Below are 23,800 nucleotides of genomic sequence, written 5' to 3' on the forward strand. Positions count from 1 at the left end.
TAGCACTAACTAACATTATGAGCAAAAAAATTAGGGGGCCAAACCCCTAACAAATAGCTCGATACTTGAATTCATAACATTTTGCAGCGAAATATTTGAAATCGACGCTCCGAACAACTGTGAAATGAACGCGCCGTAATTCAGCCACATAAACGTGATCGCTTGAGTTTCCGCATCCGTGGATAGCATTTTGTTCTTACTCTGCATCTCATTAAAATAATCCGTTAACAATTTCAATAATTTACGTGGATGCTTATCTGCTTTCCCGCGGATATCAGCCAGTTCGTTGTCGCTCAAGACGATGATAAACAATTTACGGTTACGCTGCATGATTTCATGATACATTTGGCAAATCATAAGCAAGTCCAGTCTCAGATCCCACTTGATATTCTCTTCAAAAAGCGTTTCCATTTCAAGCGAGTAATGATAGCGCTCAACTGCTTGCTCAAGTAGACTCTTTTTGCTACCGAAATTGCGGAACAAGGTCATCTCACTGACGCCTGCCGCTGCGGCGATTTCTTTAGTCGATACACCTTTGTATCCTTTTTCAGCCATTAAATCGATGGCCGCCAGCATCAATTTACTTTTATTGTCCAAGGTCAGCGTGTTCACTTATGTTGTAGCCTCCAGTGTTTTGTGAACTGGTAGTTAGTGATAACTAACATTTACTAAATAATATAGCCTATTATTTCAAAAGTCAAAAGGGGATTCACAGACTTATACGTGAAGTGAACAGAAGAGAATAAACAAAAAATGCGCCACTTGTGGGCACATAGGCTTGTCAGGTATTATATTTTACGTTTGGCAATGACGGTAACTGTTACAGAACGAGTAGAGTTAGTTGGGTTCCACGCTGTAAAGAACCAACGGTCTTCGGCAGAGGAGTAGCTGTCGAGCATGTAGCCTTGTTGGTCGTCACTAAAAACCCAAGATCCACTGATGATGTTGAAGCCGTTTCCGAAGACATTTATTCTCCGAAAAGTGTTTGGTGCTAAGGTTGTAGTTGAAATTACGAAGCGTCCGAATCCATTACCTAAATCAGTTGCTTTGACTGATTTTTTGATGCTGTAGTTAACCGTACGAGCGGCAGTGTATTTTTTGCCTGATTTGAGTTGTGCTCTTTTAATCACTGCAAGTGCTTTTTTACTGATCATATGGCATTCTCCTTTCTTAATAGAATAGTATAGTAAATGCTAGAATTAGAGAGTGCGAAAGGGACATTTTTGAGGGGAATGTAGCGGAAATTAGATTTTACGATCGTGCCACAGGGATACTAACTGGTATTTTACCTTGTACTAAAAAAAGTGGTCTTTTTATTTTAAATTTATAGTTAAGGTACGGGGATAAATTGAACCCTGAGGGGGTCTCAGCCCCTTTGATCATGAAGATGAAGAAAATGCTGTAAGTGACGGCACCAAAACTCATTCAAGGCAGAAGCCCCGTTGAATTTGATGACGAAATCATTGAAGTGCTTCAAGCACAAAAACGATTCATTGCAAGCAATAAGAAGCTAGCTGGTGAACTTTATCGGGATAATAAAAAGTATAGAGAAAAGATAGCACCCAAGTAATTCCTCCTAAGAACAAGCCTTTTCTCGGCTTGTTCTTTCAACTCCGCTCTCGGCATGACTGACAAATAATGCAACCGCAAGAAACTTCATGATATAATAAAATAAGAATTGGAGTTGATTTCATGAGAGATTTGCTTGACCCTAAGAATGATTTTGTCTTTAAACGTATTTTTGGCAGCGAAGAAAATAAAGACGTTTTGTTGGCTTTCCTAAATTGTACTTTCCAAGAAGCAGGAGAGCAGCCGCTGACCGAAATCGTACTCATGAATCCATACACCGATAAAGATTCACCTCAAGATAAGCAATCTATATTCGACATCCAGGCTAAAACCGCAGAGGGCAACCTGATTAATATTGAAATGCAGTTATTTAATCGATATGACAATGAAAAGCGTACATTGTATTATTGGAGTAAGCAATACGCGAGTCAGCTTGAAGAAGGACAGTCCTATAAGAAGCTAAAGAAGTGCGTCACCATTAATATTCTTAACTTCTCCATCTTACCCAATGAACGTTATCATAATGTTTTTCATTTGCGGGAGGATTATAGCGGAATACCGTTATCGGACGATCTGGAAATTCATTTCCTAGAGCTCTCCAAACTGAGTCATCACAAAACAACTACTACGGGCGGGTTATTGAATTGGTTACTTTTTCTTAAAAGTGACAATACAGAAAATTGGGAGGTGCTCAAAATGCAGGAACCTGAACTTGGTAAAGCAATGACCGTGTTAGAATTCCTTAGTCAAGATGCAGAATCTCGTCGACTTTATGAAATGAGGTTAAAGGCTTTGCATGACGAGGCTTCGTCTATGGAAGGTGCTAGAGAAGAAGGAGAAAAACAAGGCGAATTGAAAGGCAAACTTGAAGTAGCCAATAAAATGCTTGCAAAAGGAATGGACATGGAGTCCATTTCGGAATTAACAGGACTTCCAATTGAGGAAATAAAGAAAATAAATCAAGCTCATTAACTAATAATGGCTGTCAGGGGTATTTACCTTGGCAGTTTTTTCTTTTTATTTTTCGTTATTTTTAGTACTTTTGGGTGACGATTTTACCGAATGTTACCGGATTGTTACCACGGCGGTAATGAATAGATGCATAAATATACAAATTCTTATCATCCAATGTTAAAGGTGTACAGATTCATATCAAGAAAAAATAAAAACCCTCCAAAAAGAGGGTGTAAAGTGCGGTAGTGGTGGAGAATAGGGGGCTCGAACCCCTGACCTCGTCGCTGCCAGCGACGCGCTCTCCCAGCTGAGCTAATTCCCCACGTATGCATAAGTTATTCAATTGAGCTTTGCTCTGCCACCAATGGCGCTCTCCCAGCTGAGCTAAGGCCCTGGGATGTCGCTTCCAAGAAGCGTCGACTTTTTGTATTATACATGAATTAGCGTTGACAGGCAATACCTGAAATCTAGGATTTTTCTTGTAGTTGAGTATCTGAGTTGCGGTATGTCGATTCTGTTGCAAAGCGGGAACGAACGTTGTTTTCATGCGTATTTTCATGCTAACCTAGTAGTATTAACTAGTTGATCGTTTGGGAGTGAGATAGAAGTGTCAAACGCAGTATTATATTGGATTTACTTGGGTATCGCTTTCGTGGTGCCGTTTGTGATTGGTGTCCTTTTGATGCGAAAAACAAATCGTTTAGGATTCTCGTTTTGGATCACGACGGCGTTAAATATTGTGTTGACGGGTCTCGCAGCATTGTGGTGGAAGTCCGTAACGACGGATCAGTTTCAGATGATGTTTGGAATGGCGTTTTATGGCGTATCCGCGGTGAATTTAATGGTTATTGAATTCTTTGCCTTATTCAGTATTCGCAAAAAAATGAATTCGTGAGAGAAAGGGGCCGTTATGCCGAAGTTAACACGATCGAAGATGGTATTCTACGTGTTCCTAGTAGCAGCCATTCTATGGATGGCTTTCATCTATATGAAGTCTGCCGAGCCATACCACCAGCAGAGTTTGAAGCCCTACTTGGAATCGAAATTTTCCACTGAAAAGCTGAAAGAACATATCCCCAAAGTGAAGTTTACCTATGATCATCAGGTGATTTCATGGCAAGATCCCATTAATTTAATTGAATTCTTCATAAGAAAAGCAGGGCATGTTAGCGAATACGCTGTGCTTGCCCTGCTTTGGTCAATAGCTTTACTTGCCAAACCTGTCAGAATGAACATAGCTTTGATCAGCTCCTTCCTAATCTCATTGCTCTACGCAATGTCGGATGAATGGCATCAATCGTTCGTGAAGGACCGAACAGGGCACGGCATCGATGTAGTCGTCGACGGAGTCGGTATTCTGTTTGCGCTCATTCTGATTGTCGTGGTGGTTTCGATACGGAATCGAATTAAATCCAGAAGAATAAGCTAGTTAGTAGTACGTAGACTTTTCTTTTTCTAACCGTTTGCCATTTCCAATGCTCACGGGACTGGCTTTCCAAATCGTTCTGTTGCCACTCCATTAATTTCTCTGAAACATAGAGGTCTGTTGGTTGCATATGAGGGTCACTTTCCTTTCTTTTCCTGATACGTTTAGTTTACGCTAGAATAAGGGGAACAAAAAGAGTATAATTCACTTCAATGATTTCCCCTTTTATGGAAAGGACGTTGAAGATGCAGCTACTCACTCATTTTCTGGAGCTACGCGCGGGTTTCGAGCATGGAATTGAGCATAAACCACAGCCCATTACGTTAGAAGAATTAGCAGAAAGATTATATTGCTCGACACGGAATGTGAAGATTTTATTGAAAAAAATGAGTGACCACAATTGGATTTCCTGGAAGCCCGGACGGGGTAGAGGGAATATTTCCGAGCTTACTTTTATGGTCTCTTCGGAAGACATGATCTCGAAACAAGCGATGGCGCTTGCGAATCGAGGCGATTATTTAGGCACGATTGAGCTGATTCATCAACTAGGCAAGGGAGAAGCACTTCAGGACTCCTTTATCGAGTGGTTGTTCAGCTTTTTTGGCTACCGGACAGTTGAGTATGAGGAGCGGTTTAAGGATACATTGCGAGTGCCTGTTTATAAATGGTTGGTGACGCTGGATCCTGCGCACACTTTTTTTGCATTTGATTTCCATCTAGTGAGTCAAATTTTCGATACGCTCATACGCTATAATCCGCAGACCAGGGTGATCGAGTCGCACTTGGCTCATTACTGGGAAATCAGCGAGGATGGCTTGCATTACACTTTTTATTTGCGCAAAGGCGTGCTGTTCCATCATGGCAGAGAGATGACAGCGCATGATGTAATGTACTCTTTGTCGCGGTTAAAGAAGCTTGGTCAGACTGCCACGCATGGATGGATAACCGAAAGCATTGAGACGATTACCGTGCTGAATCGAAGTTCGATAGCCATTGAATTAAGCCAGCCGAATGTGCTATTTCTTCAACAGCTGGCACATACCTCCATGGCCATTGTCCCCGAGGAAATATGCCGCGATAATGAGTCTATTTTTGGGCGAATGCCTATTGGGACGGGGCCGTTCAGGCTGGAGAGAAACGATGATTACATTTGCAAGCTGCGGGCGTTTGATAATTATTTTGGCGTCAGGCCGCATATGGATCTCATTGAATTCTGGCTGCTGCCCTCGGATCTACAGGAATCGACACCAAGCTGGGATACGATCCAAGTGTATCGTGGGCAATCGAATTCGAGTAAGCCGGTAGGCGTGATTGATAAAGATTCAGAATGGCATCAAATTGAGCAAACCATTATGGGGTGCAGTTTATTAACGTTTAATCGCAATAAGAGAGGACCGCAATATCATCCTAACTTCCGCAAAGCAGTTGATTTGGTCATAGATCGTGAGCATATGATTGAGGAACTCGGCGGATTTCGGGAAGCACCAGCAAGCAGTTTTATCCCGACGATGGAGCCGCTAGTAAGGTCTAGGACGGATATGACGGAAGCTAAGCGTTTGCTAAATGAAATGGGCTATAACGGTGAGACCCTACATATGTATGTCTATCGGAATAACAATGAGGATGCCATGTGGATTTGCCGGCAGTGCGCTCAGATTGGGATTCCCATCGAGATCACGATTCGGAGTGAGTCCGACATGACGCAGATGGACACCATTGACGAAGCCGATCTTATTTTTTATCACATTTGTATGGAAAGCAATTATGACCTACATATTATCCAAACTTTGAAACAAAGCAACAGCTATGTGCGTGCACATTTGAATGAAGAGCGGCTTGCGTGGGTGGATTCGAACATGGAGGGGATTCTGAGTAATCCTAATTTGGATGAGCGCATTGTTGGTTTACATGAATTGATTGCTGAGCTTCAAGAGGAGAAATCGTTCCTTTTCGTCCTGCATCGATCCCAACAAACGACGTATCATGATTCGATTAAAGGGGTAACGATCAACGATTTAGGGTGGATTGATTTCCGAGAGATTTGGTTTACGCCAAGTATTTGAGCATGAAAAAAACGACCTTACGGTCGTCTAGGAGCAGGGGGCTCAAAGCGGTGTTCCATCGCTACCCAACGTCCATTCGCAACGAAAAAGCCGATGAATGCGAATACGATCAGTCGAATGGGAATCCAAGCGGAATTAATGGATTGGAAGCTAATAAATTCGAGCAAAGTCGTGAGGAGCGAAGCGCCGATTCCCCAAGGAACGATGCCGAACATAACTAAATATCTAGAGCGGCCAAATTTTTTTCTCCTAAGCCATATATCTTTATGCGAATCTTTCATGTCAAAGCTCCCTTTTTTCTTTCTAGTATAGCACTGCTGAGGGAAAATCTCGAATGATAGAAGCTCCACCCGTGGAAAAGGTGTTTTTCTGAGGAGAGGGGTGAACATTATCAGCATAATATGGTAGTATAAGGAAGTTGAATAGGGGGAGAACACCATGCTTATCAAAATACTACTATTTGGATTGCTCTGGCGGATCGTTGGTAATCCGTTTCTAGCGCTGCTCATTTTACTCGTAATTCTGTATATGTTGGACAGAAGGTACGTTGGCATACTGCCGAATATTTGGAGACCGTTTCAGTTGAACCGAAGAGCGGCACGTCTACGGATTGACCTCCATGCGAACCCGCACAATACGTCAGCGAAGCTGGATTTGGCGCGCATTCTAATTGAACGTAAAAAATATCAAGAAGCGCTGCCCTACTTGGAACAAACACTACCGATCATGCAGGAATCTGCTGATGTTCATTACGAAATAGGACTGTGTCAACTGAAGCTGGGCCGAATGGCCGAGGGTGAAATCTTCATGCTGAAAGCGATCGAGCTCAATCCTCGTGTCAAATATGGCGAAGCCTACCTGCGCCTCGGCGAGGCTCTGGCTCCCCAGCAACCTACGCGTGCGGCGCAGTTTATTGAACAATTCCGCGACCTGCATTCCTCATCGGTCGAGGCTTACTACCGGCTAGGCCAGCTGTATCAGCAGCTCGGCCGCCAGGAAGATGCCAAGCGCGCGTACCGCGAAGCGCTGGACATTTACCGCGGCTTGCCACGCTACAGCCGCAGACAGCAGCGGCGCTGGGCATGGCTAGCGCGCATGAAATAGAAAGGTTCCGCTCATCTGCGAGCGGAACCTTTTTTCACTGCGAGCGCGTAGCCGCGCGAGAGCAGCAAAGCGCCCAGCAGCCCGATAAGAACGGCTGCTGTGGTGTGCACATCATAGAGCCAAAGGCGCCAAGGCGCTGGCTCTGGCGTAACGCGATCCCACAGGGTGAGGATCGCGGGATGCACGAGATAAATGCCGAAGGAGGCTGCGCCTAAGGCAGATAAGAAAGCGCTGAAGCGTGAGCCACGCGCCAGTTGGTTGCGCGCCCACGGCACACAGACGAGTGGGATAGTCAGGCAGTATGCGAGCAGCGTCAGCTCGAACCAAGTATTTTCGATCATAGCGAGACCATATTGCTGAAGCAGGAGCATACCTACGTAAGCGCCGCCAGCCACATAGACGGCGATCCCAATCCACCTTTTGCAACGAATCGCCCAAGTCACCATGATGGGATAGTGGATGCCCATGTAAGCACCGAAACAGAAAGTAGCCGTATAGCTTATGAACAATGTGGCATATTCAGGCAGCGGGATTATCCAATGATGACAGGTATAGGAAGCTGCTTGAATGCCGATTCCTAGAGGAATCAGGCCGTGACGTAGCCAAGCGTAACGTTGTACCGCACTTATGATCAGAGGGAATAGCACATAGAACTGAACGATAATAACGATATAATAGAGATGATAGCTCGCATTGCCCGATAGGAGCAGTTTAATTAGATGAAACACATCGAATTGTATCGTGCCATGAAACATGAATTGATTATACACATAATAGAATATGGACCAAATGACATAAGGAATTAAAATCTTTTGCAGCCTTTTTATCCAAAAACCACGTGCCATTCGAGGCTCCCAACGGTCATAATACGAATAAAACAAGACGAGACCGCTAATCCAGATGAATAATGGAACGGTAAACAAGCTAGCTTTGTTGAGGATGAAAAAGATAGCCTGTGAGCCTGTCCCAACAGGAAGTTGAGTGGCGCCAGAGGTACCATGAATGAGTACGACAGCAAAGATCGCAATTGCACGTACGATGTCGATTTCTGACAACTTAGCCTTAGATAACATTGTGTAAAATCTCCTTTTTTCTCTCGTTTCACTGTAACATGATCCCCTTAGGAGGACAATGCCGCTATGAATGAAAGCCCGCGTAGCTTGACGCTCTCACCTACCCGAGATAAACTGTTGATAGCGTGTAAAGAGATCAATCAAGAGGGTGAATGAGCGTGAGTTACGAATATTTGATGCAGGCAGTTTTGCTCATATTTTTGGTGATTATCACTTTTTTTGCTATGTTGGTATGGACCAAATGGCGAAAAAGAGGACGGAGATAAAACATGTATTTTATTAATCATGAACAAATTGATGGGCGCATTCAGTTTCTGACGGTACTCGCGGAGGCAAGTCAGCAATTAGAAGTGCAGTGGGCACAAGGTAAGCAGGATCTGATTTGGCAGCTTTCGCAAGAACGAGTACTCCATTTAGCGATAGAAACTGTTACGGATATTGGGAGCTTGCTCATTGATGCCTTTATTTTAAGAGATGCAAGCAGTTATGAAGACATTGTAGAAATCGTACATGGAGAAGGAGCTTATTCAGAGTCTTTGACGGAGACATTGCTGCAATTAGTGAAGCTTCGCAAGCCACTTGTACAGGACTTTGTAGAATGGCAGCGACAAGACTTGCATCCATTAATACCTGTACTCCCAGCGGCTTTTGAGGAATTCGCGGCTTCTGTTCGAGCATTTATCAAGAGTGAATTGGAATAACATACATAAGTGTTTCATAATTTACTTATTGCCTGTGATGCTGTAAAATGAGACCTAAACGAGTACCGAGGGCAGGTGAGAGCATGAATCAAACACTAGAAACATCGACGCGTAAAGTGATTCTTTCTATGCTCAAAACGCAAGGGCCGTTAAGTGTTCAAGATATGGCCAAACAACTCGGGATTACTGAGATGGCCGTCAGACGACATATTCATTCGATGGAGAAAGATGATTTGCTCGAGGCCAAGCTCGTAAGGCAAGCAATGGGCCGTCCAACAAGTGTGTATACCTTAGCACCTCAGGCGGACGAATTATTTCCCAAGAAATACTCGCAATTAACGTTGGATTTATTAGACGAGCTATTAGAAGACGAAGGTCAAGATAAGATCGAACGGCTCTTTGAAGGCAGACAGGGAAAGCTGGAAGCTCGCTATCAGTCAAGGATGCAAGGCAAAAGCTTAGAAGATCGCGTGGCAGAATTAGCGGACATTCAGAACGAGAATGGATATATGGTTGACTGGTCCGCGCAAGATGATGCTTATATCTTCAATGAGCACAACTGTCCTATTGCGAAGGTGGCCAATACGTTCCAGCAGGCATGTCAATGTGAATTATCATTGTTCCGAAATCTACTGGATGCTCATGTTGAGCGTACAGAGTGTCTGGCCAAAGGTGCTAACAAATGTGTGTATATCATACGTCAAAATAAATAGTTTGGAAAAGAAGTAAAGCAGGTAGGACCTGCTTTACTTCTTTTTTTTCGTTCATTTTCTAATATTTTCACATATCCGGTTTCACAGATTCAGGAATTGTTTATTAATACATATGAGGATGCTTTTGGGACAAATTTCCAATGTACGGACTAAAATTAAATCTCCTCTATCGAAGTTTATATTATATAAATAGTAGAGGAGGTGAATCCATAACTATGAATAACAAAGACTTCGGTTTTAGTTCTAGTCAAATAGAGAGAAAAAGGAGTGCATTCAGAGTGAAATCAATGATGGGGAAAATTTCTCATGCTTTGGCTCTATTCATGATCGTTTCTATTCTAGTACCTGTAATTGCATTCGGGGCAACGCTAGGCATTAAGTCGTACACATACGACAAGACGACTGGAAATGTAACAGCAACCGTTTATAGCGACGTTTATGACAATGTATCTGGAGCTGTGTATCTGAATGTGTACACTCCTGATCTTCATTTATTGAAGAAAGCTTACATGACTGATTACACCAACACGGAGACCGTAAATGGCGTTACATATTACAATTTCACATTTAACACAGGGATAACAGCCAAAGTATATGATGCCGTCTATTTATCAGGCCAATATAGTTCTACAGTTTCTAGCCGCGTATATGCGACGGATGCCAACCCCGATGTGCCAGGATGTACGAGTTACTGTGGTGGAGGTGGGTATGGCGGAGGAGGTAGTTGGATACCACCAGTAGCTGGGACTACTATTAGTGTTCCTATGACAGGTGAAGTTAACGAAGATACCCTGAAAAATGCACTAGCTTCGAATGTGAACGTAGAACTCACATTATCCGGCGACATTGCCCTTCTTCCAGCTTCTGCTTTAGTTGATGCTGTAGGTAAAGCGGGCTCGACCATTACAGTACGGTCAGACAATGGCACTTATATGCTTCCTCTTACTATATTAGATTTGAATACACTAGCACAATCACTAGGTATCCCCTTGAAGGATCTGAAGATCAAAGTAAGTATTACGAAGCTTACCGGTGATTCAGCAGCTGCGGTTACTTCTGCAGCCACTTCTATCGGTGCTAAAGTGATTACTGATGCAGTAGACTTTAATGTGATTGCTCTAGGACCTGGAGACAAAACAACTTCTATTGATTTTGGCAAAACGTACGTTTCACGTTCCATTAACATCACAAATACAGTAGATACGAAGTCGGTTACAGGTGTTCTCTACAATGAGACAACGAAGAAGCTAAGTTTTGTTCCGGCAATCTTCGAAGTTAAAGATGGCAAAACAGTTGCAACGCTGAAACGTAACGGCAATAGCATCTACACTGTAGTTGAAATGAACAAAAACTTTACAGATACAGCTTTCCACTGGTCTAGGGATGATGTAAGCCTCCTTGCCAATAAGCTTGTGATTGATGGGATGACAGATACGACATTCGCGCCTGACCTTTCCATTACCCGTGCAGAATTTGCGGCATTGGCTGTTCGTTCCTTAGGTTTAATCCTGAATATTACTACAACAGCCACATTCAGCGATGTCGAAGCTTCCGATTGGTACGCAACGACAGTTGCAACTGCAGCTAAAGCGGGTATTATTGAGGGATATGAAGATGGTTCATTTAAGCCAAATGCTCAGATCACTCGAGAAGAGCTTGCCGCTATGATTGTACGAACGATGAATTATGCAGGATTGAAATCAAATCTCTCTGATTCACAGCAACACGCGTTATTAAGCAAATTCAGCGATTCTAACAATATCGTGTGGGCACAAAAAGAAATTGCTACTGCGATCGATGCTGGAATTATCAATGGTTTGACGGATACAACGATCGGTTCTAGCAACCAAGCAACTCGTGCAGAAGCCGCTACTATGCTGAAACGTTTCCTAAGTAAAGCCGGATTCATTAATTAATATGTTGTGAATAAAGACCTGATGTTGTGGACCACTGTGTCTCAAGATCAGGTTTTTTTAGTCTACTTCAACATCTGCACGCACACCTTTCAGCATACTTTCAGCCAGTATTCATACAGCTATCAGCCCAATTTAAGTATCACTTCAGGTTAGCGTTCTATACTTGATCTATCAGCAAGATAACAAAATGATAGCAATCGAGAGGCGGTAATCGTATGAATGAAAATAGGAACAATAACGTGAACTTGAATGATATAAAGGTTGAGGGCAAAGCAAGCAATTCGAGAGTAAAACCAATCTTTGCAGCTTTTATGGCAGGTGCAGTTGTGGTTGGTGGGTTGATGTTTACTTCGGACAAATTGAATCTGTTTGGCTATGATACGCAAACGGTTCAGTCCAGTGCCGTTGCAGCTTCTGCAGCGAACGCAGCTGCGGCTGGTGTCCAAACCGCATCACTGAACAATCTAGGAACCAATAGCATTTCACAAATTACGAAGGCCTCGAGTCCGGCCATTGTCAAAATTGAAACGAAAGTCAAGCAAACAAGCACATCTGGTCAGCGAAGAAATTCACAGCAACAAGGGACGCAAAGTGGAGATACGATCGAGAATGGGATCGGATCTGGGTTCATTTTTGAAGATAGCGGCTATATACTAACGAACGAGCATGTGATTCAAGGCGCAGACGAAATCGATGTTTACGTCCAAGGGTACGATACTCCATTTACAGCAACGCTACTCGGAAGCAGTTATGATTTAGATTTGGCTGTACTCAAAATTCAAGGAGACAAAGCTTTTCCAGCGCTTAAAATCGGGGATTCGGATGCGGCAGAAGTAGGTGAGTGGGTTGTTGCGATTGGCAATCCATATGACTTCGATTATTCCGTTACAACAGGCGTTTTAAGCGCCAAGGAACGTGAAATCAGCATTGATGATGAGCAGGGTACACGTAATTACAAGCATTTGTTACAAACGGATACAGCCATTAACCCAGGTAACTCCGGTGGTCCGCTATTGAATTTGAATGGTGAAGTCATAGGGATTAATACGGCCGTCAATGCCGAAGCACAGGGAATGGGCTTTGCGATTCCGGCAAGCACCATTAACTCAGTCGTAGATAAATTGAAAAACAACGAAACTATTCCAAAAGATCCAGCGCCCTACATTGGCGTAGCGTTGCAAAATATTACGGATGACATGCTGCAGGATTTGCAAATCAGTAGCACCAATGGTGTGGTAGTTGCTGAAGTACAGCAAGGTTCACCAGCTTTCAAAGCGGGAATTCGCCAGTATGATGTCATTACGGAAGTGAATGGTAAAGGAATTGCGAATACGGAGGAACTGACAAAAGCGGTTCAAACCGCGGCAGTTGGCGATGCTTTGAAGGTGAAAATTTCGCGCGATGGGCAAACGAAGGATGTATCTGTACAAGTTGGCGATAAAAACGAGGTAGCCGCCTATCAAAGTTAAACAGCCCACCAAGAAGTAAAGAACGGAGTCGCGAACATTCGCGAGCTCCGTTTCTTCATGTATCGACGCAATCTCATACACGCGACGCCGCGAGCAATTGAGCAGCCTTATCCGTGATCCAGCCGAAATTGCCGGCTTCAATTTCCTTCAGGTTGATGAGCGAGCCGCCAATGCCTAAGCCATAACAGCCGATGTTCAGGAATTGCTTGATGTTGCCTTCCGTTACGCCACCTACAGCTATCATGGGGATTGTATCCAATGGCCCCATCAATTCCTTGATGTAGGGCAAGCCTAAGCTTGCACTTGGGAAAATTTTAACGGCTGTAGCTCCAGCTTTCCATGCTTTCACAACTTCAGTCGGCGTCATCGCACCAGGGAAGATCGGAATCCCCTCTTGTTTCGACCAACGGATGACCTCCTCGTCCAAATTCGGAGTGACCAGGAAAGCAGCCCCGGCAGCAACAGCTTGTTTGGCGTCCTCCAGATCCAGCACAGTGCCGGCTCCGATGAACATGTGATCTCCCCACTGCTTTTGAAGGTTAGTGATCATGGAGAGTGCACCAGGTGTGTTTAGCGTTACTTCCATGACGGTGACCCCACCTTGGCGAAGTGCTTCAGCAACAGACAGAATGTGATCTTCCTGCACGCCTCGGACGATCGCCACGATACGTGTACGCTCAATTTCTTGCAAGCCTTGTTCTCGGTTCATTTCTCGATTCCCCCAAATCAATTCCTAAGTATTTGTTGTTTATTATGACAGGTTCCAGAAATTTTTCCAATCCGTTGTGTCAAAACAAGCCCCTCCTACCTATACTGTAGTAATTCATAGGCATTCGTCTAGAAGCCTCATCAATCCTCACAGCTTTCAGCTCATAGGAGGTGACCTACATGACATGGAGTGAGATCAGTATCGTCAGCTTGGCAGTTGCTTGTTTAGTGCTCATTGTATTTACCGTTCGTATGATCATCACGGCTACGCGAACACTTCGCTTGTTAGGGGACACGGTTGTTGAAGTTAAGCAGGGAGTTGTCCATACAACAGAGCATGCGGGGAATCTAATGAAGCAATTAGGGCAGCTTACGGAAGAGGTACATTTGCAAGTCCTTGCCTTAGAGCCAAGTATTCAATCGGTTGAAAAGGCAGGGAAGGCAGTCGGGGAAGTCGCTTCCCTACTTCGCAAAGCCTCACGCATGATGAATGATTCCTTACTTGGTGCGGAAAAGGTCGTACATACGCATCAGAAGCGTATCCACGACATCATGGAATGGGCAACCACAGGATATGAGCTATGGCAGAGATGGCAGGCGCAGCGGAGTGCGAAATCAGATCATTAAGGAGTGGATATCACATGTCCAATGGAAAAAAAGGAAAAGATCTTCTCATCGGTGCAGTCGTAGGCGGTTTAGTTGGGGCGGCAGCAGCGCTGCTGTTCGCACCGAAATCAGGGCGTGAACTACGTAGTGATATTGCAGAAGGAGCTACTGTGGTTAGCGACAAAACCGTGCAACTGGCGAGTACAGTTAGTCAAAAAACGCAAGCAGCTGCCAAAACAGTGAGTACGACAACCACAGATCTCGTAGGTAAAGCGAAGGATACAGCAGCAAGTGTTGTCGAGACAGTTCGTTCTTGGAAGGATTCGCAATCTGAAGATAACATCCAAGATGAGATCGCAGCATCGGAAGCAGCAGAAGATTTAGTCATCGTAGGCCGCTAGTTTTGTAAAGAAAGAAGCAGAGCGCTCCTTCTAGGAGTACTCTGCTTCTTTGCTGTTACCATTTGGATGGATCAATTTTACTAATATCCAGACCTTCCCACACATTCTTAATATCGGCGGTCTCTGGATGATCGAAAAGCAGCCATGCGGTAGGGAGATACCGTTCGCCGTATTCACTTGAAGGTTTATTAATAATAGCATTATTGTGGACTAATACGGTTGAAGCGCCACCATCTAGGTTCGCCGCGGTAATCGCGCCATGCGCTAAGAAAATTTCCTGCACATCATAAAGCGTTGCACCAATACTGTGCGTTTGTCTGCCATCAATGATGGCGAAGAGAATCGACCCATCCTTCGTTTGAGCCATACACGTTCGTGGCGCAATACCCCAGCCATCTGCTTGACTTTTAACCTGGCCAACACCATTCACAATAAAACGTGGACTGAAGGAGACGGCTTCCTGAACGCCCATTTGGAGCAACTCCGAAACTTTGTATTTCCCGGAAATCATACGGCCTTCCTTATCGATCCCAACGATTTGTACGGTACCATTCATACCTTTGTCATTATAAAAAATTTTGCCTCCAGAGATCACGACACCTTCTGGCTGAAACCCATTGCCTTCCCAGTTCGGGTCAATAAATCCGCCGCCATTCACACCGAGGATTGCTCCTGTCCGTTTGACCATGGAGGACACTTTCTCCCCTTTACCAGCTTTCTCCGGCACTGCGATGCGAAGCTTAGTGGGGTCAGAAATGGTTACAAGCTTACCTTTGAAATTGGGACCCGAGATATTCTCGATGGTTACTAAATCTTTTTTGACTGGGGCTACTACTTCCGTAGGCGTATGGGACGGTAGAGGTGCGATTTCTACAAGTCCTAGATCCTTCTCGGTCCCCATTTCGTCAAAACTTTTCGTATATGCTTCTACTCGTTTCTGTAACTCGGAAGTGCCAATTAAATATTTGGCCCAATCCCGATGCTGCGTGGTGATGATGGTATCTGCCATCATGAAACGCAGACTCGTGCCCGAGGCAGTCAGGAAAAACCAGCTTAAACCTAAGATTGCTAGAATTGTAATCGTAACAATTGTATACGACATAAAGCGTATTCCTGCAGAACGTTTGCGCTTTACGCGGGCTTGCAGGGTAGTCTGTTGGGCAGTTGTTTGTTGAACAGCCATGGTTAGGCATCTATCCTCTCTAAAGCTAATCAGGTCCACACTGTCAACTTATAAGACGAAAAAAAAGGAGAATAAGTTTCAGAATTCCCTGAAATTTTCTCCTTTTTTTTGTAAAATGCTTAATTTTGTCGTTGAAGTGAGGCAAGTAGAGAGTCTTTTATCATATTTTTCTCAAATTGATATTCAAGATTGTTCCCTGCATGATAGGCGACACTGCGTAAGATAAGATCATGGTATTTCTTTTGTCGCAGGGCAGCAATCGTCACGCTCAGACTCACACCAAGCGGATCGAAATAAAGCTTACCTGATTGTGCATCATATTTCTTAACGTGAGACAGGTTGACGAATAAATCCGTATCCATTTTCTTAAACCCTTGATCTTCTAGTTGGTCTAGGAAATGACTGAAATCTAAGAGTGACTGCATGGGAATCGTGCGATTACCGATCGGCGTATGATACGTCATTTCGGTAGATCCAATTTCTATAAAAAGGATGTCTTCTAGGGGAAGAGTGGGCAGTGTTGCTCGACTATCTTGGATACCTTTTTCTAGATATCCAGCTTTCTCCATAAGATCTGTATACGAAAACTTATAAGCATCTGACAGTTTTTTTAACGTGACAGGGGATGGCTTAATCTTCTCATTTGTTGAACGGTTACGCTCTAATTCTAAATCACGAATATAGGCATGGGACAGGCCACTTTTGTTGGCAGCTTCACGTAAGGACATCTTTCCTCGCAAGCTCTCCAAAAATTTACCGAATCCTTCAAATTGCTTCATCATAGGAATCCCTCCATATGTTAATTGTAATTGAATTGACGCAAAATTGAAACGTTTATAGCACTTATTGGTACTAATTACCTTAGCGGAATATGAACATCTTATAGGATTCGTAAGCAATATGCGAATTTAGTAGGTCGCGAGAATCAAACCCGTGACTTCTTTCTTCTAATTTTTTATAATAGGAAAGTAGAAAGGGGACGATATTAACATGTCAAATAAATGGCTGAGAGACAACGGTATGCATCTTTCCTGGCTAGTTGCCTTAGTTGCGACGCTAGGAAGCTTATATTTTTCTGAAATCTTGCATTTTGCACCATGTAAACTATGCTGGTATCAGCGTATTCTTATGTACCCATTGGTCGTAATTCTGGGTATTGCAGCAGTCCGCAGAGACTACAAGTTAACCATCTATGTGTTGCCATTAACGATTTGGGGAGCCTGCATTTCGATCTATCATGTATTATTGCAAAATGGTGTTTTCAAAGAAACAGGTACAGGCTGCGGTCCCATTGCTTGTGATACCGATTACTTAAACTGGCTTGGATTTATTACGATTCCGATGCTGGCAGGAATAGCGTTTATCCTACTCACCGTTCTACAATACTTGACTTATCGCGCTACAAAATAACCCCTAGAATCAATAGTTAGGCAGGTAATTTGTCATTCACTGTCGAATAGGCATGGAAGAAGAATCCATCCTAACCCGAGGTGTAACTTATGATTAAACATACCCATAAAGCTGCACTGCTGATCGTACTGAGTGTTTCGTTGGTCGGTTGTGCAGATATAAGCCTAACTGCCCCTGTCGGCACTGAAGCGGCTTCCAAAGCCAGTCCAGTTATTTCACCTAGATTTTCACCAACCCCTTCTCCCGCACAAACCGTTAAACCATCGCCAATAACGACACCTACGGCAACACCACAGACAACGACTGCGCCGAGTGCGTCACCAGCTGCACCGAAGCCTAGTGCAACGCCTAAAGCCACTGCTGATCCTGCCAAATCGAAACCATTACCAGCAGATCGTACGCCGTATTCTTGGTACTATATGAAGAAAAAAACAGGGCAAGTTCCTGATTTTCCGCATGAAACCAAATCCTTCACCAGTGACCAGAAAGCAGTCTGGGTTGGGACAGGGAAAAAGGTTTATTTAACTATTGATGCAGGTGGACCGCTCATTGAGGTTGATCTCATGTTGAAATCACTCAAAGAAAACAATGTGAAAGCGAACTTTTTTATCACAGGAAACAATATTAAGAAGAATCCGGACTATTTGAAAAGAATAGTGGCAGACGGTCATTATGTCGCGAATCATACGATGACACATACGGATTTTAATGACCTGACAGATGATCAGATTCGCAAGGAAATTAAGGATTTTGAAGTTTTGTATAAGCAAATCACCGGTAAAGAGGTCGGGAACTACTTCCGTTTCCCTTACGGTCACTATAATTCTCATAATTTAAGTTTGGTTTCTGAGATGGGCTATACCTCTGTATTCTGGTCTACAGCCATGCGTGATTGGGAGCCTAGAGCGAATGGCGCTGAGGATCCGTACAACGATATTATGAATAATTTGCATGAGGGCAACGTGATTTTGATGCATCAGGGCTCCATTGAGAACATGCAAGCACTGGATCGTATTTGTAAAGAAATTAAGAAGAGAGGGTATGAATTCGGACTTGTCACCGAGCTTCAGCCTAAAAAGTAAAGAAGATTAGGTCGAAAACTGTGTAGTACTCTTGGTACCTTTAAGCTTGGCCGCACATATCCTAACCATGTGGTTTATATCAATTCATCAACCGGCAAAGGAAGCGGATATGTGTGCAGCAAGCGATAGCCGTACTGGACTCCGGAGTCGGAGGGTTAACTGTTGTAAAGGAAGTCATGAGACAGCTGCCGCATGAAAAAGTCATTTATTTTGGAGATACAGCTAGGAGCCCCTATGGCCCCCGACCTGCTAGTGAAGTTCGTCACTTTACACGTCAAATCGTAGACTACTTACTTCAGTTTAATCCCAAAATGATTGTAATTGCCTGTAATACGGCGACTGCGGTCGCGATTGAAGACATACGTGCACGCGTCTCGATTCCTGTCGTAGGTGTGATTTCTCCAGGAGCAAGAGCAGCAATCAAAATGACTCGAAGCGGTATGATCGGTGTCATTGGCACAGATGGAACGATACGCAGTCAAGCCTATGAAACGGCGTTGAAGCAGATTTCGCCTGATATCCAAGTCTTTAGTGAGGCGTGCCCGTTACTAGCTCCATTTGTTGAGAGAGGGCTTTTTAGTAGTGAGCGTGCGCATACAATCGTGGATCAATCCCTGAATCCCTTGAAAAATAAGCCGATCGATTGTTTAATTCTGGGATGTACCCACTACCCATTTCTGATGGAATCCATTTCTCAAGTTATGGGTCCTAAAGTGACATTAATTTCTTCGGCGGAAGAGACAGCCAGAGATATAAGTACGATCCTTTCTCAGAGAGGCATGCAAGCGAAATCCTTGGAAACACCGATTCATCAGTTTTTCTGCAGTGGTACGCCAACTGTTTTCCGGCAAATTGCGGAGAACTGGCTCAAGGAATATATTGCTGTTATGCCTGTCGTTTGGCAGGTGCCGACTATTATTTAAACGAGTCAAATAGACCCTTTGGGTCTATTTTTATTTCACTTACCGCAGGCGGAGATACCGCATGATTCCTGCAATCGAGGCATAAGCATAGCCATACGAATGAAGTAAAAGGCTGTGAGGTGGTTGTGTGTTAGGTTATGGCTATGAGACATTGGCCCAGGAGATGAATCGTTTAGGCAAAATATATCCATTTTTGCAAACGACATGTATCGGCAAAAGTACGATGGGAAGAGACATTCATGCGCTGCGTATCGGGCACGGTACGAAGGAAATCCATTTCAATGCAGCCATGCATGCGAATGAATGGATAACGGCACCCTTGCTAATGCAATTTGTTGAAGACCTGGCATGTGCTTATGCAAGAGGAACAGCATGGCAGGGACGTAATGTTAGACGTATTTTGTCAGAGTATGCCTTGTGGGTCGTGCCGATGGTTAATCCTGATGGTGTAGATCTTGTTTTAAATGGATTGCAGGAGGATCATCCATATCGTGATGCTTTGTTGGATTGGAATAAAGGGTCATTCTCGTTCTTGAATTGGAAAGCGAATATACGCGGTGTAGATCTTAATGATCAATTCCCTGCCCATTGGGATGAAGAAAAGCTGCGAAGAGAACATGATAGACCAGGTGAGCGAGATTATGGCGGCGAAGCTCCGCTATCTGAACCGGAAGCCGCGGCACTAGCTCAATTCACCGAATCTCATGATTTTGAGCTTGTCGTTGCCTTACATACACAGGGGAGAGAAATTTATTGGAATTATCGCGATTATGAACCAGCTGAAGCTGAAGCACTTGCAGAGAGACTGGCATTAGCCAGTAATTATGAGGCTGTGAAGCTCTCGGGCAGTGACGCAGGGTATAAGGATTGGTTCATTCAACAGTTTCGGCGACCAGGCTTTACAGTCGAGGTGGGGTTAGGCGTAAATCCGCTGCCTGTTGAAACATTTGCTTTACTTTATGAGGAAGTGACTCCTATTTTATTGACTGCCTTGGAATTGTAATCGTAAGACAAGTCACTTCAACTTACTTGTGTTCGCTACGAACCGACTTTGCCCAGACTTCATATACTGAGGAAAGGAAGCTGTTGGGGAGGCGTGAAACATGGCACCACCTAAAGGTAAAGGCAAAGTTGTTAAGAAGAAAAAGGAACTTTCATCTCGTGCGCAATACACGATGAGGATCGTTGAATCTGCCACTTGTTCGGTGTGCAAAACACCTTGCGCAAGGGGCATGCGCTACTTAGAAATGATGTCACAGCCTGGGGCTGTCGGCAGAGGTGTTCCGTGTATTTTGACACGTAGGAAAATCAACTAACTTAGATCCGCCCCTTTGGAGGGGTGGATTTTTTGTTTCCGGTGGGGCACCTCAACAAGTCTAGTTACCTCAGCACGCCGAACAAGCCGGACTCGATCAACAAGTTCAACAGCTTAACAAACTGAACTCCCCCAACTCCCCCAGCTAGCCCAATTACCTCCTGAACTCTTTGTAACCCGCCTCATGTCACGAATAGCTGTATTTTATGTAGCTAATTCATTAGAATTTCGGCTGAAATCACGGTTAGATGGAAAATGTACAGTTAAATACCAGCGTTTTTGTAGATATGACTGGATGAGGCAGAATTAACTACCTATTTTCCATCTAAATTGAATTTAGGGGCAGATTTCTCTAAAATAGCTGTACAATTTCCAGTTAATTCATACAGCAGCGAGTACGAGGTATTCTCAGGAACGCCGCAGATCCCTCCAGAACATAAATAAAAAGCCCCACGAGATGATCTCGGGGGACTCCTATGTGTATGAATTAATGGTGTGGTGTGAGTAATTTGTCTGCTAAAGATTGTTTGAGTTTCTTCATTGCGTCTGTCTCAAGTTTGTTGCTTTGAGCAAATTTCGTTCCTGTTAGTGCAAGCGCTTCCTTGACTGTCATTTCAACACGAATAATTTCTTCGCCATGCGGAATTTGTAACATTTTCATCACTCCTATGTCAGCTTTTAAAAGCGAAAACCTTGATTCTATGCACTTTTAATATAACACATCATGTTAGGTTAAACAAGGGCAAAGCGAACCTATTTTACAAATAATTAAGGGGGCTTGTCCGTATCAAAGTGGAAAGACAAGTAACGTTCTTTCTTCAAGTCAGCGTAAAAAGAACCGATCTCAACCATGAAGCACATGGCGATATCGGTTCTTTATGAGTACTATTTTAACTGTAACAACGTAATTCCACGATTTCGGCACGCGCTGAGCCATTCGTTGACGCCACTACGACCCGAAGACGGTTCGTTCGTACAGAGCTGTCTAACACATGAACATGGTGCCGAGTATGATTGTTAGTTTCCTCAACAACTGTTGTCCACGATTCCCCAACCCATGCTTGCACCGTATAATCTTTAACTAATTCAGGGATAATTTCGAATTCAGTCCGATGATGATGCAAATTAATTAAATCCTCATTGACGTCATCGTTGAACGTTATATGCACTTCCCCAATGCTATGAGTTTCTGTCCAGCTGGCTTCGAGCCATTCCTCAGCACCACTGTCTCCAGCGGAAGACCACAGATGCGGACTACCATAAGGCCGTTTGTGGCCGTCAGCTGCCTTTTCAGCCGCATAAGCGGAAGTTGGCGAGAGTAATCGGAAACAAAACGGCTTTCGATTGAAGTTTTTCGGACTCCAGTCGATCACAGGTTGATCAGGTTGCATTTCCCCAAAGTCAGCGGTACTTGTCGTGACCGTATTATTCTTAAAGGACAGTACACCAGACTGCGGGCGATCGGATAGATGTACAGCTAGAGCAGGGTTGCTTTTGAGCACGATGAATGCGTTCTGAGCTTGTGCAGGCTCCCATTGCAAAGCAGCAGTGACCCATTGCTCAGATCCCTCACTAACAGGCACTACAACGGATGCAACCAATGTATGAGGGACGTAATTCTGAGGCTTGCCTGTGTCCCACAGTTCGACAGTAAGCTCTGTAGCAGCAGTCGCATCGATTAATAGCTCTAAGCCATTAATAAACGGATCTACGGGCACTAGAAGCCCTACAGGCGTCTCCAAAGGATAAACACCAGCCGACTGCTCCAAAGCCAGCTCTGTCAGCGTGCTGGAGGCCGTCAGCGTCGCGCTGCGAACGAGATCTCCCTCGTCGTTATTCACCACACCGAGAATCGACGCATCCTGCCGCAGCAGCGTCTGCTGCAGCTCGTTCAAGTGCTCGCTGTGCAGCTCACGAGGCGAGACTCCTTTGGCTGCGCACAGGGCTGCGCCCGTACCCGCAGCTTCGCCAATAACAGCACATGTCGCCATGACACGTGTTGTGCCGAAAGCAACGTGGGACGCGCTGATATTGCGTCCAGCCATGAGCATATTCGACACATTGGTCGAATAAAGGGAACGGAACGGGATATGATAGGAACCATCCATATGCATATGTTTAGAGCCGCTTTCCGTTGAATACATGCCTTGAGGCGGATGCAAATCAATGGACCAGCCACCGAAGGCAACGCGGTCCTCGAAGAACTCTTGGGCAATCACGTCATTTTGATTCAGGACATAGTCCCCGACGAAACGGCGATATTCCCTTTTCCCTGGAATTGAACCGATCCATTCCAATGTTAAATTCGCACTGTCAAATTTCCCTGAGTTTTTGATATAGTTCCAAATCCCATAGATAACGGAGGAAAGCTCATCGCGAATTCTCTCATTATCATGGACCGTATCATGCTCACCGCCCCATTCAATCCACCAGTAAGCGCATCCATTATCGCCGCTGCGAATAACGCGTTTCAGGGGAATCGAAGTTTGTGTAATATCTTTCGCAAAGCTCGGAGCTATATATTTGACAGGGCGGCCAGCATCCTTCGTGTAGAAGAGCAGTGTGCTTCCCAGTGTAATATCATCCGGCACGAGTGGCGCCCATTCTTCATTAAATTCATGTTGAGCTTCCCGACCGATACGGAATTTAGCACCAGCGAGGAAGCCAACTAGACCGTCCCCCGTACAATCGAGGAAAACACCACTTTCGAAACGAATTCTTCGCTCCGAGCCCATCATCCAACCTGTGACAGCTTGAATGGTGCGATTATTATCATCACCTGAGGCATCAACCTCGTGCACATCTGTGTTTAAGAACAAGGTAATATTCGGCTCAGCTTTCACCTTTTCAAGGACAATTAAATCCCAGATATAAGGATTACCATCGATATTGCGATATTGGTTCTCCACAAAGAGTTCACCCATGATGCCAGTTTCGCGGGCATTTCGGTGGATACCATGCGAGGTGGCACCACACACCCATACGCGTATTTCACTGCTGGCATTTCCGCCAAGTACCGGACGATTTTGAACCAGAGAAACAGTTTGACCTAATCGTGCTGCTGCAACAGCTGCACAAACGCCTGCCAAGCCACCGCCAACGACTGTGATATCAGATGTAACGATTTCATGCTTCATTATGAGCACCTCACTAGTATTAGAATATCTATGCTTTCATTCTAAAA

At 44.4% G+C, this 23,800-nt stretch carries 27 protein-coding genes and 1 tRNA gene; 18 read left to right on the forward strand and 10 right to left on the reverse strand.

All coding sequences use genetic code 11. From position 1 onward, the window contains the following. Positions 1 to 30: 30 nt before the first annotated feature. On the reverse strand, positions 31 to 576 hold the full coding sequence (locus ASG89_RS10870; protein WP_057310749.1) for a TetR/AcrR family transcriptional regulator: 546 nt from the start codon (positions 574 to 576) through the stop codon (positions 31 to 33). Positions 577 to 788: 212 nt separating this feature from the next. Next, the gene (locus ASG89_RS10875; protein ID WP_057310593.1) at positions 789 to 1,154 is read right to left on the reverse strand and encodes a hypothetical protein; all 366 of its coding nucleotides are present in this window, start codon (positions 1,152 to 1,154) and stop codon (positions 789 to 791) included. A gap of 251 nt (positions 1,155 to 1,405) precedes the next feature. On the opposite strand from ASG89_RS10875, the gene ASG89_RS36260 reads away from it, so the two are divergent. Then, on the forward strand, positions 1,406 to 1,570 hold the full coding sequence (locus ASG89_RS36260; protein ID WP_157276600.1) for a hypothetical protein: 165 nt from the start codon (positions 1,406 to 1,408) through the stop codon (positions 1,568 to 1,570). Positions 1,571 to 1,692: 122 nt separating this feature from the next. Next, on the forward strand, positions 1,693 to 2,541 hold the full coding sequence (locus ASG89_RS10880; protein ID WP_057310594.1) for an Rpn family recombination-promoting nuclease/putative transposase: 849 nt from the start codon (positions 1,693 to 1,695) through the stop codon (positions 2,539 to 2,541). 228 nt (positions 2,542 to 2,769) lie between these two features. Here ASG89_RS10880 and ASG89_RS10885 read toward each other — a convergent pair. Beyond that, positions 2,770 to 2,845, reverse strand: a tRNA-Ala gene (locus tag ASG89_RS10885). A gap of 285 nt (positions 2,846 to 3,130) precedes the next feature. Here ASG89_RS10885 and ASG89_RS10890 point away from each other — a divergent pair. Both ASG89_RS10890 and ASG89_RS10895 read left to right on the forward strand, forming a co-directional pair. Continuing rightward, the gene (locus tag ASG89_RS10890) at positions 3,131 to 3,418 is read left to right on the forward strand and encodes a hypothetical protein (protein WP_057310595.1); all 288 of its coding nucleotides are present in this window, start codon (positions 3,131 to 3,133) and stop codon (positions 3,416 to 3,418) included. Positions 3,419 to 3,433: 15 nt separating this feature from the next. Then, positions 3,434 to 3,952 carry a VanZ family protein gene (locus ASG89_RS10895; protein WP_057310596.1) on the forward strand — a complete coding sequence of 173 codons (519 nt, stop codon included), beginning with the start codon at positions 3,434 to 3,436 and terminating at the stop codon, positions 3,950 to 3,952. On the opposite strand, the gene ASG89_RS37600 is transcribed toward ASG89_RS10895, so the two are convergent. Further along, entirely contained in the window at positions 3,930 to 4,079 is a 150-nt protein-coding gene (locus ASG89_RS37600) for a hypothetical protein (RefSeq protein WP_157276601.1), read from the reverse strand. The two genes, ASG89_RS10895 and ASG89_RS37600, sit on opposite strands and share 23 nt — an antisense overlap. Before the next feature lie 97 nt (positions 4,080 to 4,176). Between ASG89_RS37600 and ASG89_RS10900 the strand changes: the two genes are divergently transcribed. The 3 genes from ASG89_RS10900 (at position 4,177) to ASG89_RS10910 (ending at position 7,116) form a co-directional block, all read left to right on the forward strand. Then, a complete protein-coding gene (locus tag ASG89_RS10900) occupies positions 4,177 to 6,012 on the forward strand; it encodes an ABC transporter substrate-binding protein (RefSeq protein ID WP_235549707.1) in 1,836 nt (611 codons plus the stop codon). Positions 6,013 to 6,014: 2 nt separating this feature from the next. Further along, complete coding sequence (locus ASG89_RS37605) at positions 6,015 to 6,233, forward strand: hypothetical protein (protein ID WP_235549708.1); 219 nt, start codon at positions 6,015 to 6,017, stop codon at positions 6,231 to 6,233. Between the two features lie 217 nt (positions 6,234 to 6,450). Continuing rightward, the gene (locus ASG89_RS10910; protein ID WP_057310599.1) at positions 6,451 to 7,116 is read left to right on the forward strand and encodes a tetratricopeptide repeat protein; all 666 of its coding nucleotides are present in this window, start codon (positions 6,451 to 6,453) and stop codon (positions 7,114 to 7,116) included. Between the two features lie 11 nt (positions 7,117 to 7,127). Here the strand turns inward: ASG89_RS10910 and ASG89_RS10915 are convergent, their stop codons facing one another. Next, positions 7,128 to 8,189, reverse strand: a complete 1,062-nt coding sequence (locus ASG89_RS10915) for an acyltransferase (protein WP_057310600.1) — start codon at positions 8,187 to 8,189, stop codon at positions 7,128 to 7,130. Positions 8,190 to 8,458: 269 nt separating this feature from the next. On the opposite strand from ASG89_RS10915, the gene ASG89_RS10920 reads away from it, so the two are divergent. The 4 genes from ASG89_RS10920 to ASG89_RS10935 all read left to right on the forward strand — a co-directional run bounded on the left by ASG89_RS10920 (position 8,459) and on the right by ASG89_RS10935 (position 12,988). Then, positions 8,459 to 8,890 carry a DUF86 domain-containing protein gene (locus tag ASG89_RS10920; protein WP_057310601.1) on the forward strand — a complete coding sequence of 144 codons (432 nt, stop codon included), beginning with the start codon at positions 8,459 to 8,461 and terminating at the stop codon, positions 8,888 to 8,890. A gap of 83 nt (positions 8,891 to 8,973) precedes the next feature. Continuing rightward, positions 8,974 to 9,603, forward strand: coding sequence for a helix-turn-helix transcriptional regulator (locus ASG89_RS10925; RefSeq protein ID WP_057310602.1), 630 nt, complete (start codon positions 8,974 to 8,976; stop codon positions 9,601 to 9,603). A 287-nt stretch (positions 9,604 to 9,890) separates the two neighbouring features. Further along, positions 9,891 to 11,519, forward strand: a complete 1,629-nt coding sequence (locus ASG89_RS10930; RefSeq protein WP_063867828.1) for an S-layer homology domain-containing protein — start codon at positions 9,891 to 9,893, stop codon at positions 11,517 to 11,519. Positions 11,520 to 11,734: 215 nt separating this feature from the next. Beyond that, positions 11,735 to 12,988 (forward strand): S1C family serine protease, encoded by a 1,254-nt coding sequence (locus ASG89_RS10935; protein ID WP_057310604.1) that lies wholly within the window; start codon positions 11,735 to 11,737, stop codon positions 12,986 to 12,988. A gap of 73 nt (positions 12,989 to 13,061) precedes the next feature. On the opposite strand, the gene ASG89_RS10940 is transcribed toward ASG89_RS10935, so the two are convergent. Further along, a complete protein-coding gene (locus tag ASG89_RS10940; protein WP_057310605.1) occupies positions 13,062 to 13,697 on the reverse strand; it encodes a bifunctional 4-hydroxy-2-oxoglutarate aldolase/2-dehydro-3-deoxy-phosphogluconate aldolase in 636 nt (211 codons plus the stop codon). A gap of 179 nt (positions 13,698 to 13,876) precedes the next feature. Between ASG89_RS10940 and ASG89_RS10945 the strand changes: the two genes are divergently transcribed. Beyond that, positions 13,877 to 14,323: a DUF948 domain-containing protein gene (locus ASG89_RS10945; protein WP_057310606.1), complete on the forward strand. Its 447-nt coding sequence runs from the start codon at positions 13,877 to 13,879 to the stop codon at positions 14,321 to 14,323. A 14-nt stretch (positions 14,324 to 14,337) separates the two neighbouring features. Next, positions 14,338 to 14,703 (forward strand): YtxH domain-containing protein, encoded by a 366-nt coding sequence (locus tag ASG89_RS10950; RefSeq protein WP_057310607.1) that lies wholly within the window; start codon positions 14,338 to 14,340, stop codon positions 14,701 to 14,703. 55 nt (positions 14,704 to 14,758) lie between these two features. On the opposite strand, the gene ASG89_RS10955 is transcribed toward ASG89_RS10950, so the two are convergent. Both ASG89_RS10955 and ASG89_RS10960 read right to left on the reverse strand, forming a co-directional pair. Next, complete coding sequence (locus ASG89_RS10955) at positions 14,759 to 15,886, reverse strand: phosphodiester glycosidase family protein (protein WP_057310608.1); 1,128 nt, start codon at positions 15,884 to 15,886, stop codon at positions 14,759 to 14,761. Positions 15,887 to 16,005: 119 nt separating this feature from the next. Further along, complete coding sequence (locus ASG89_RS10960) at positions 16,006 to 16,668, reverse strand: helix-turn-helix domain-containing protein (RefSeq protein ID WP_057310609.1); 663 nt, start codon at positions 16,666 to 16,668, stop codon at positions 16,006 to 16,008. Positions 16,669 to 16,876: 208 nt separating this feature from the next. Between ASG89_RS10960 and ASG89_RS10965 the strand changes: the two genes are divergently transcribed. The 5 genes from ASG89_RS10965 to ASG89_RS10985 all read left to right on the forward strand — a co-directional run bounded on the left by ASG89_RS10965 (position 16,877) and on the right by ASG89_RS10985 (position 20,617). Then, positions 16,877 to 17,296, forward strand: coding sequence for a disulfide oxidoreductase (locus ASG89_RS10965; protein ID WP_057310610.1), 420 nt, complete (start codon positions 16,877 to 16,879; stop codon positions 17,294 to 17,296). 89 nt (positions 17,297 to 17,385) lie between these two features. Further along, positions 17,386 to 18,378: a polysaccharide deacetylase family protein gene (locus ASG89_RS10970; protein WP_057310611.1), complete on the forward strand. Its 993-nt coding sequence runs from the start codon at positions 17,386 to 17,388 to the stop codon at positions 18,376 to 18,378. Positions 18,379 to 18,491: 113 nt separating this feature from the next. Then, positions 18,492 to 19,301 carry a glutamate racemase gene (gene racE / locus ASG89_RS10975; RefSeq protein ID WP_057310612.1) on the forward strand — a complete coding sequence of 270 codons (810 nt, stop codon included), beginning with the start codon at positions 18,492 to 18,494 and terminating at the stop codon, positions 19,299 to 19,301. Positions 19,302 to 19,428: 127 nt separating this feature from the next. Next, complete coding sequence (locus ASG89_RS10980; protein WP_235549709.1) at positions 19,429 to 20,304, forward strand: M14 family metallocarboxypeptidase; 876 nt, start codon at positions 19,429 to 19,431, stop codon at positions 20,302 to 20,304. A 100-nt stretch (positions 20,305 to 20,404) separates the two neighbouring features. Then, positions 20,405 to 20,617 (forward strand): hypothetical protein, encoded by a 213-nt coding sequence (locus ASG89_RS10985; RefSeq protein WP_057310613.1) that lies wholly within the window; start codon positions 20,405 to 20,407, stop codon positions 20,615 to 20,617. 486 nt (positions 20,618 to 21,103) lie between these two features. On the opposite strand, the gene ASG89_RS36995 is transcribed toward ASG89_RS10985, so the two are convergent. After that, a complete protein-coding gene (locus ASG89_RS36995; protein ID WP_162259690.1) occupies positions 21,104 to 21,271 on the reverse strand; it encodes a hypothetical protein in 168 nt (55 codons plus the stop codon). A gap of 235 nt (positions 21,272 to 21,506) precedes the next feature. Further along, a complete protein-coding gene (locus ASG89_RS10990) occupies positions 21,507 to 23,753 on the reverse strand; it encodes an FAD-dependent oxidoreductase (protein WP_057310614.1) in 2,247 nt (748 codons plus the stop codon). Positions 23,754 to 23,800: the final 47 nt, after the last annotated feature.

Origin of the sequence: Paenibacillus sp. Soil766 (assembly GCF_001428105.1) — a bacterium.
Taxonomy (GTDB): domain Bacteria; phylum Bacillota; class Bacilli; order Paenibacillales; family NBRC-103111; genus Paenibacillus_E.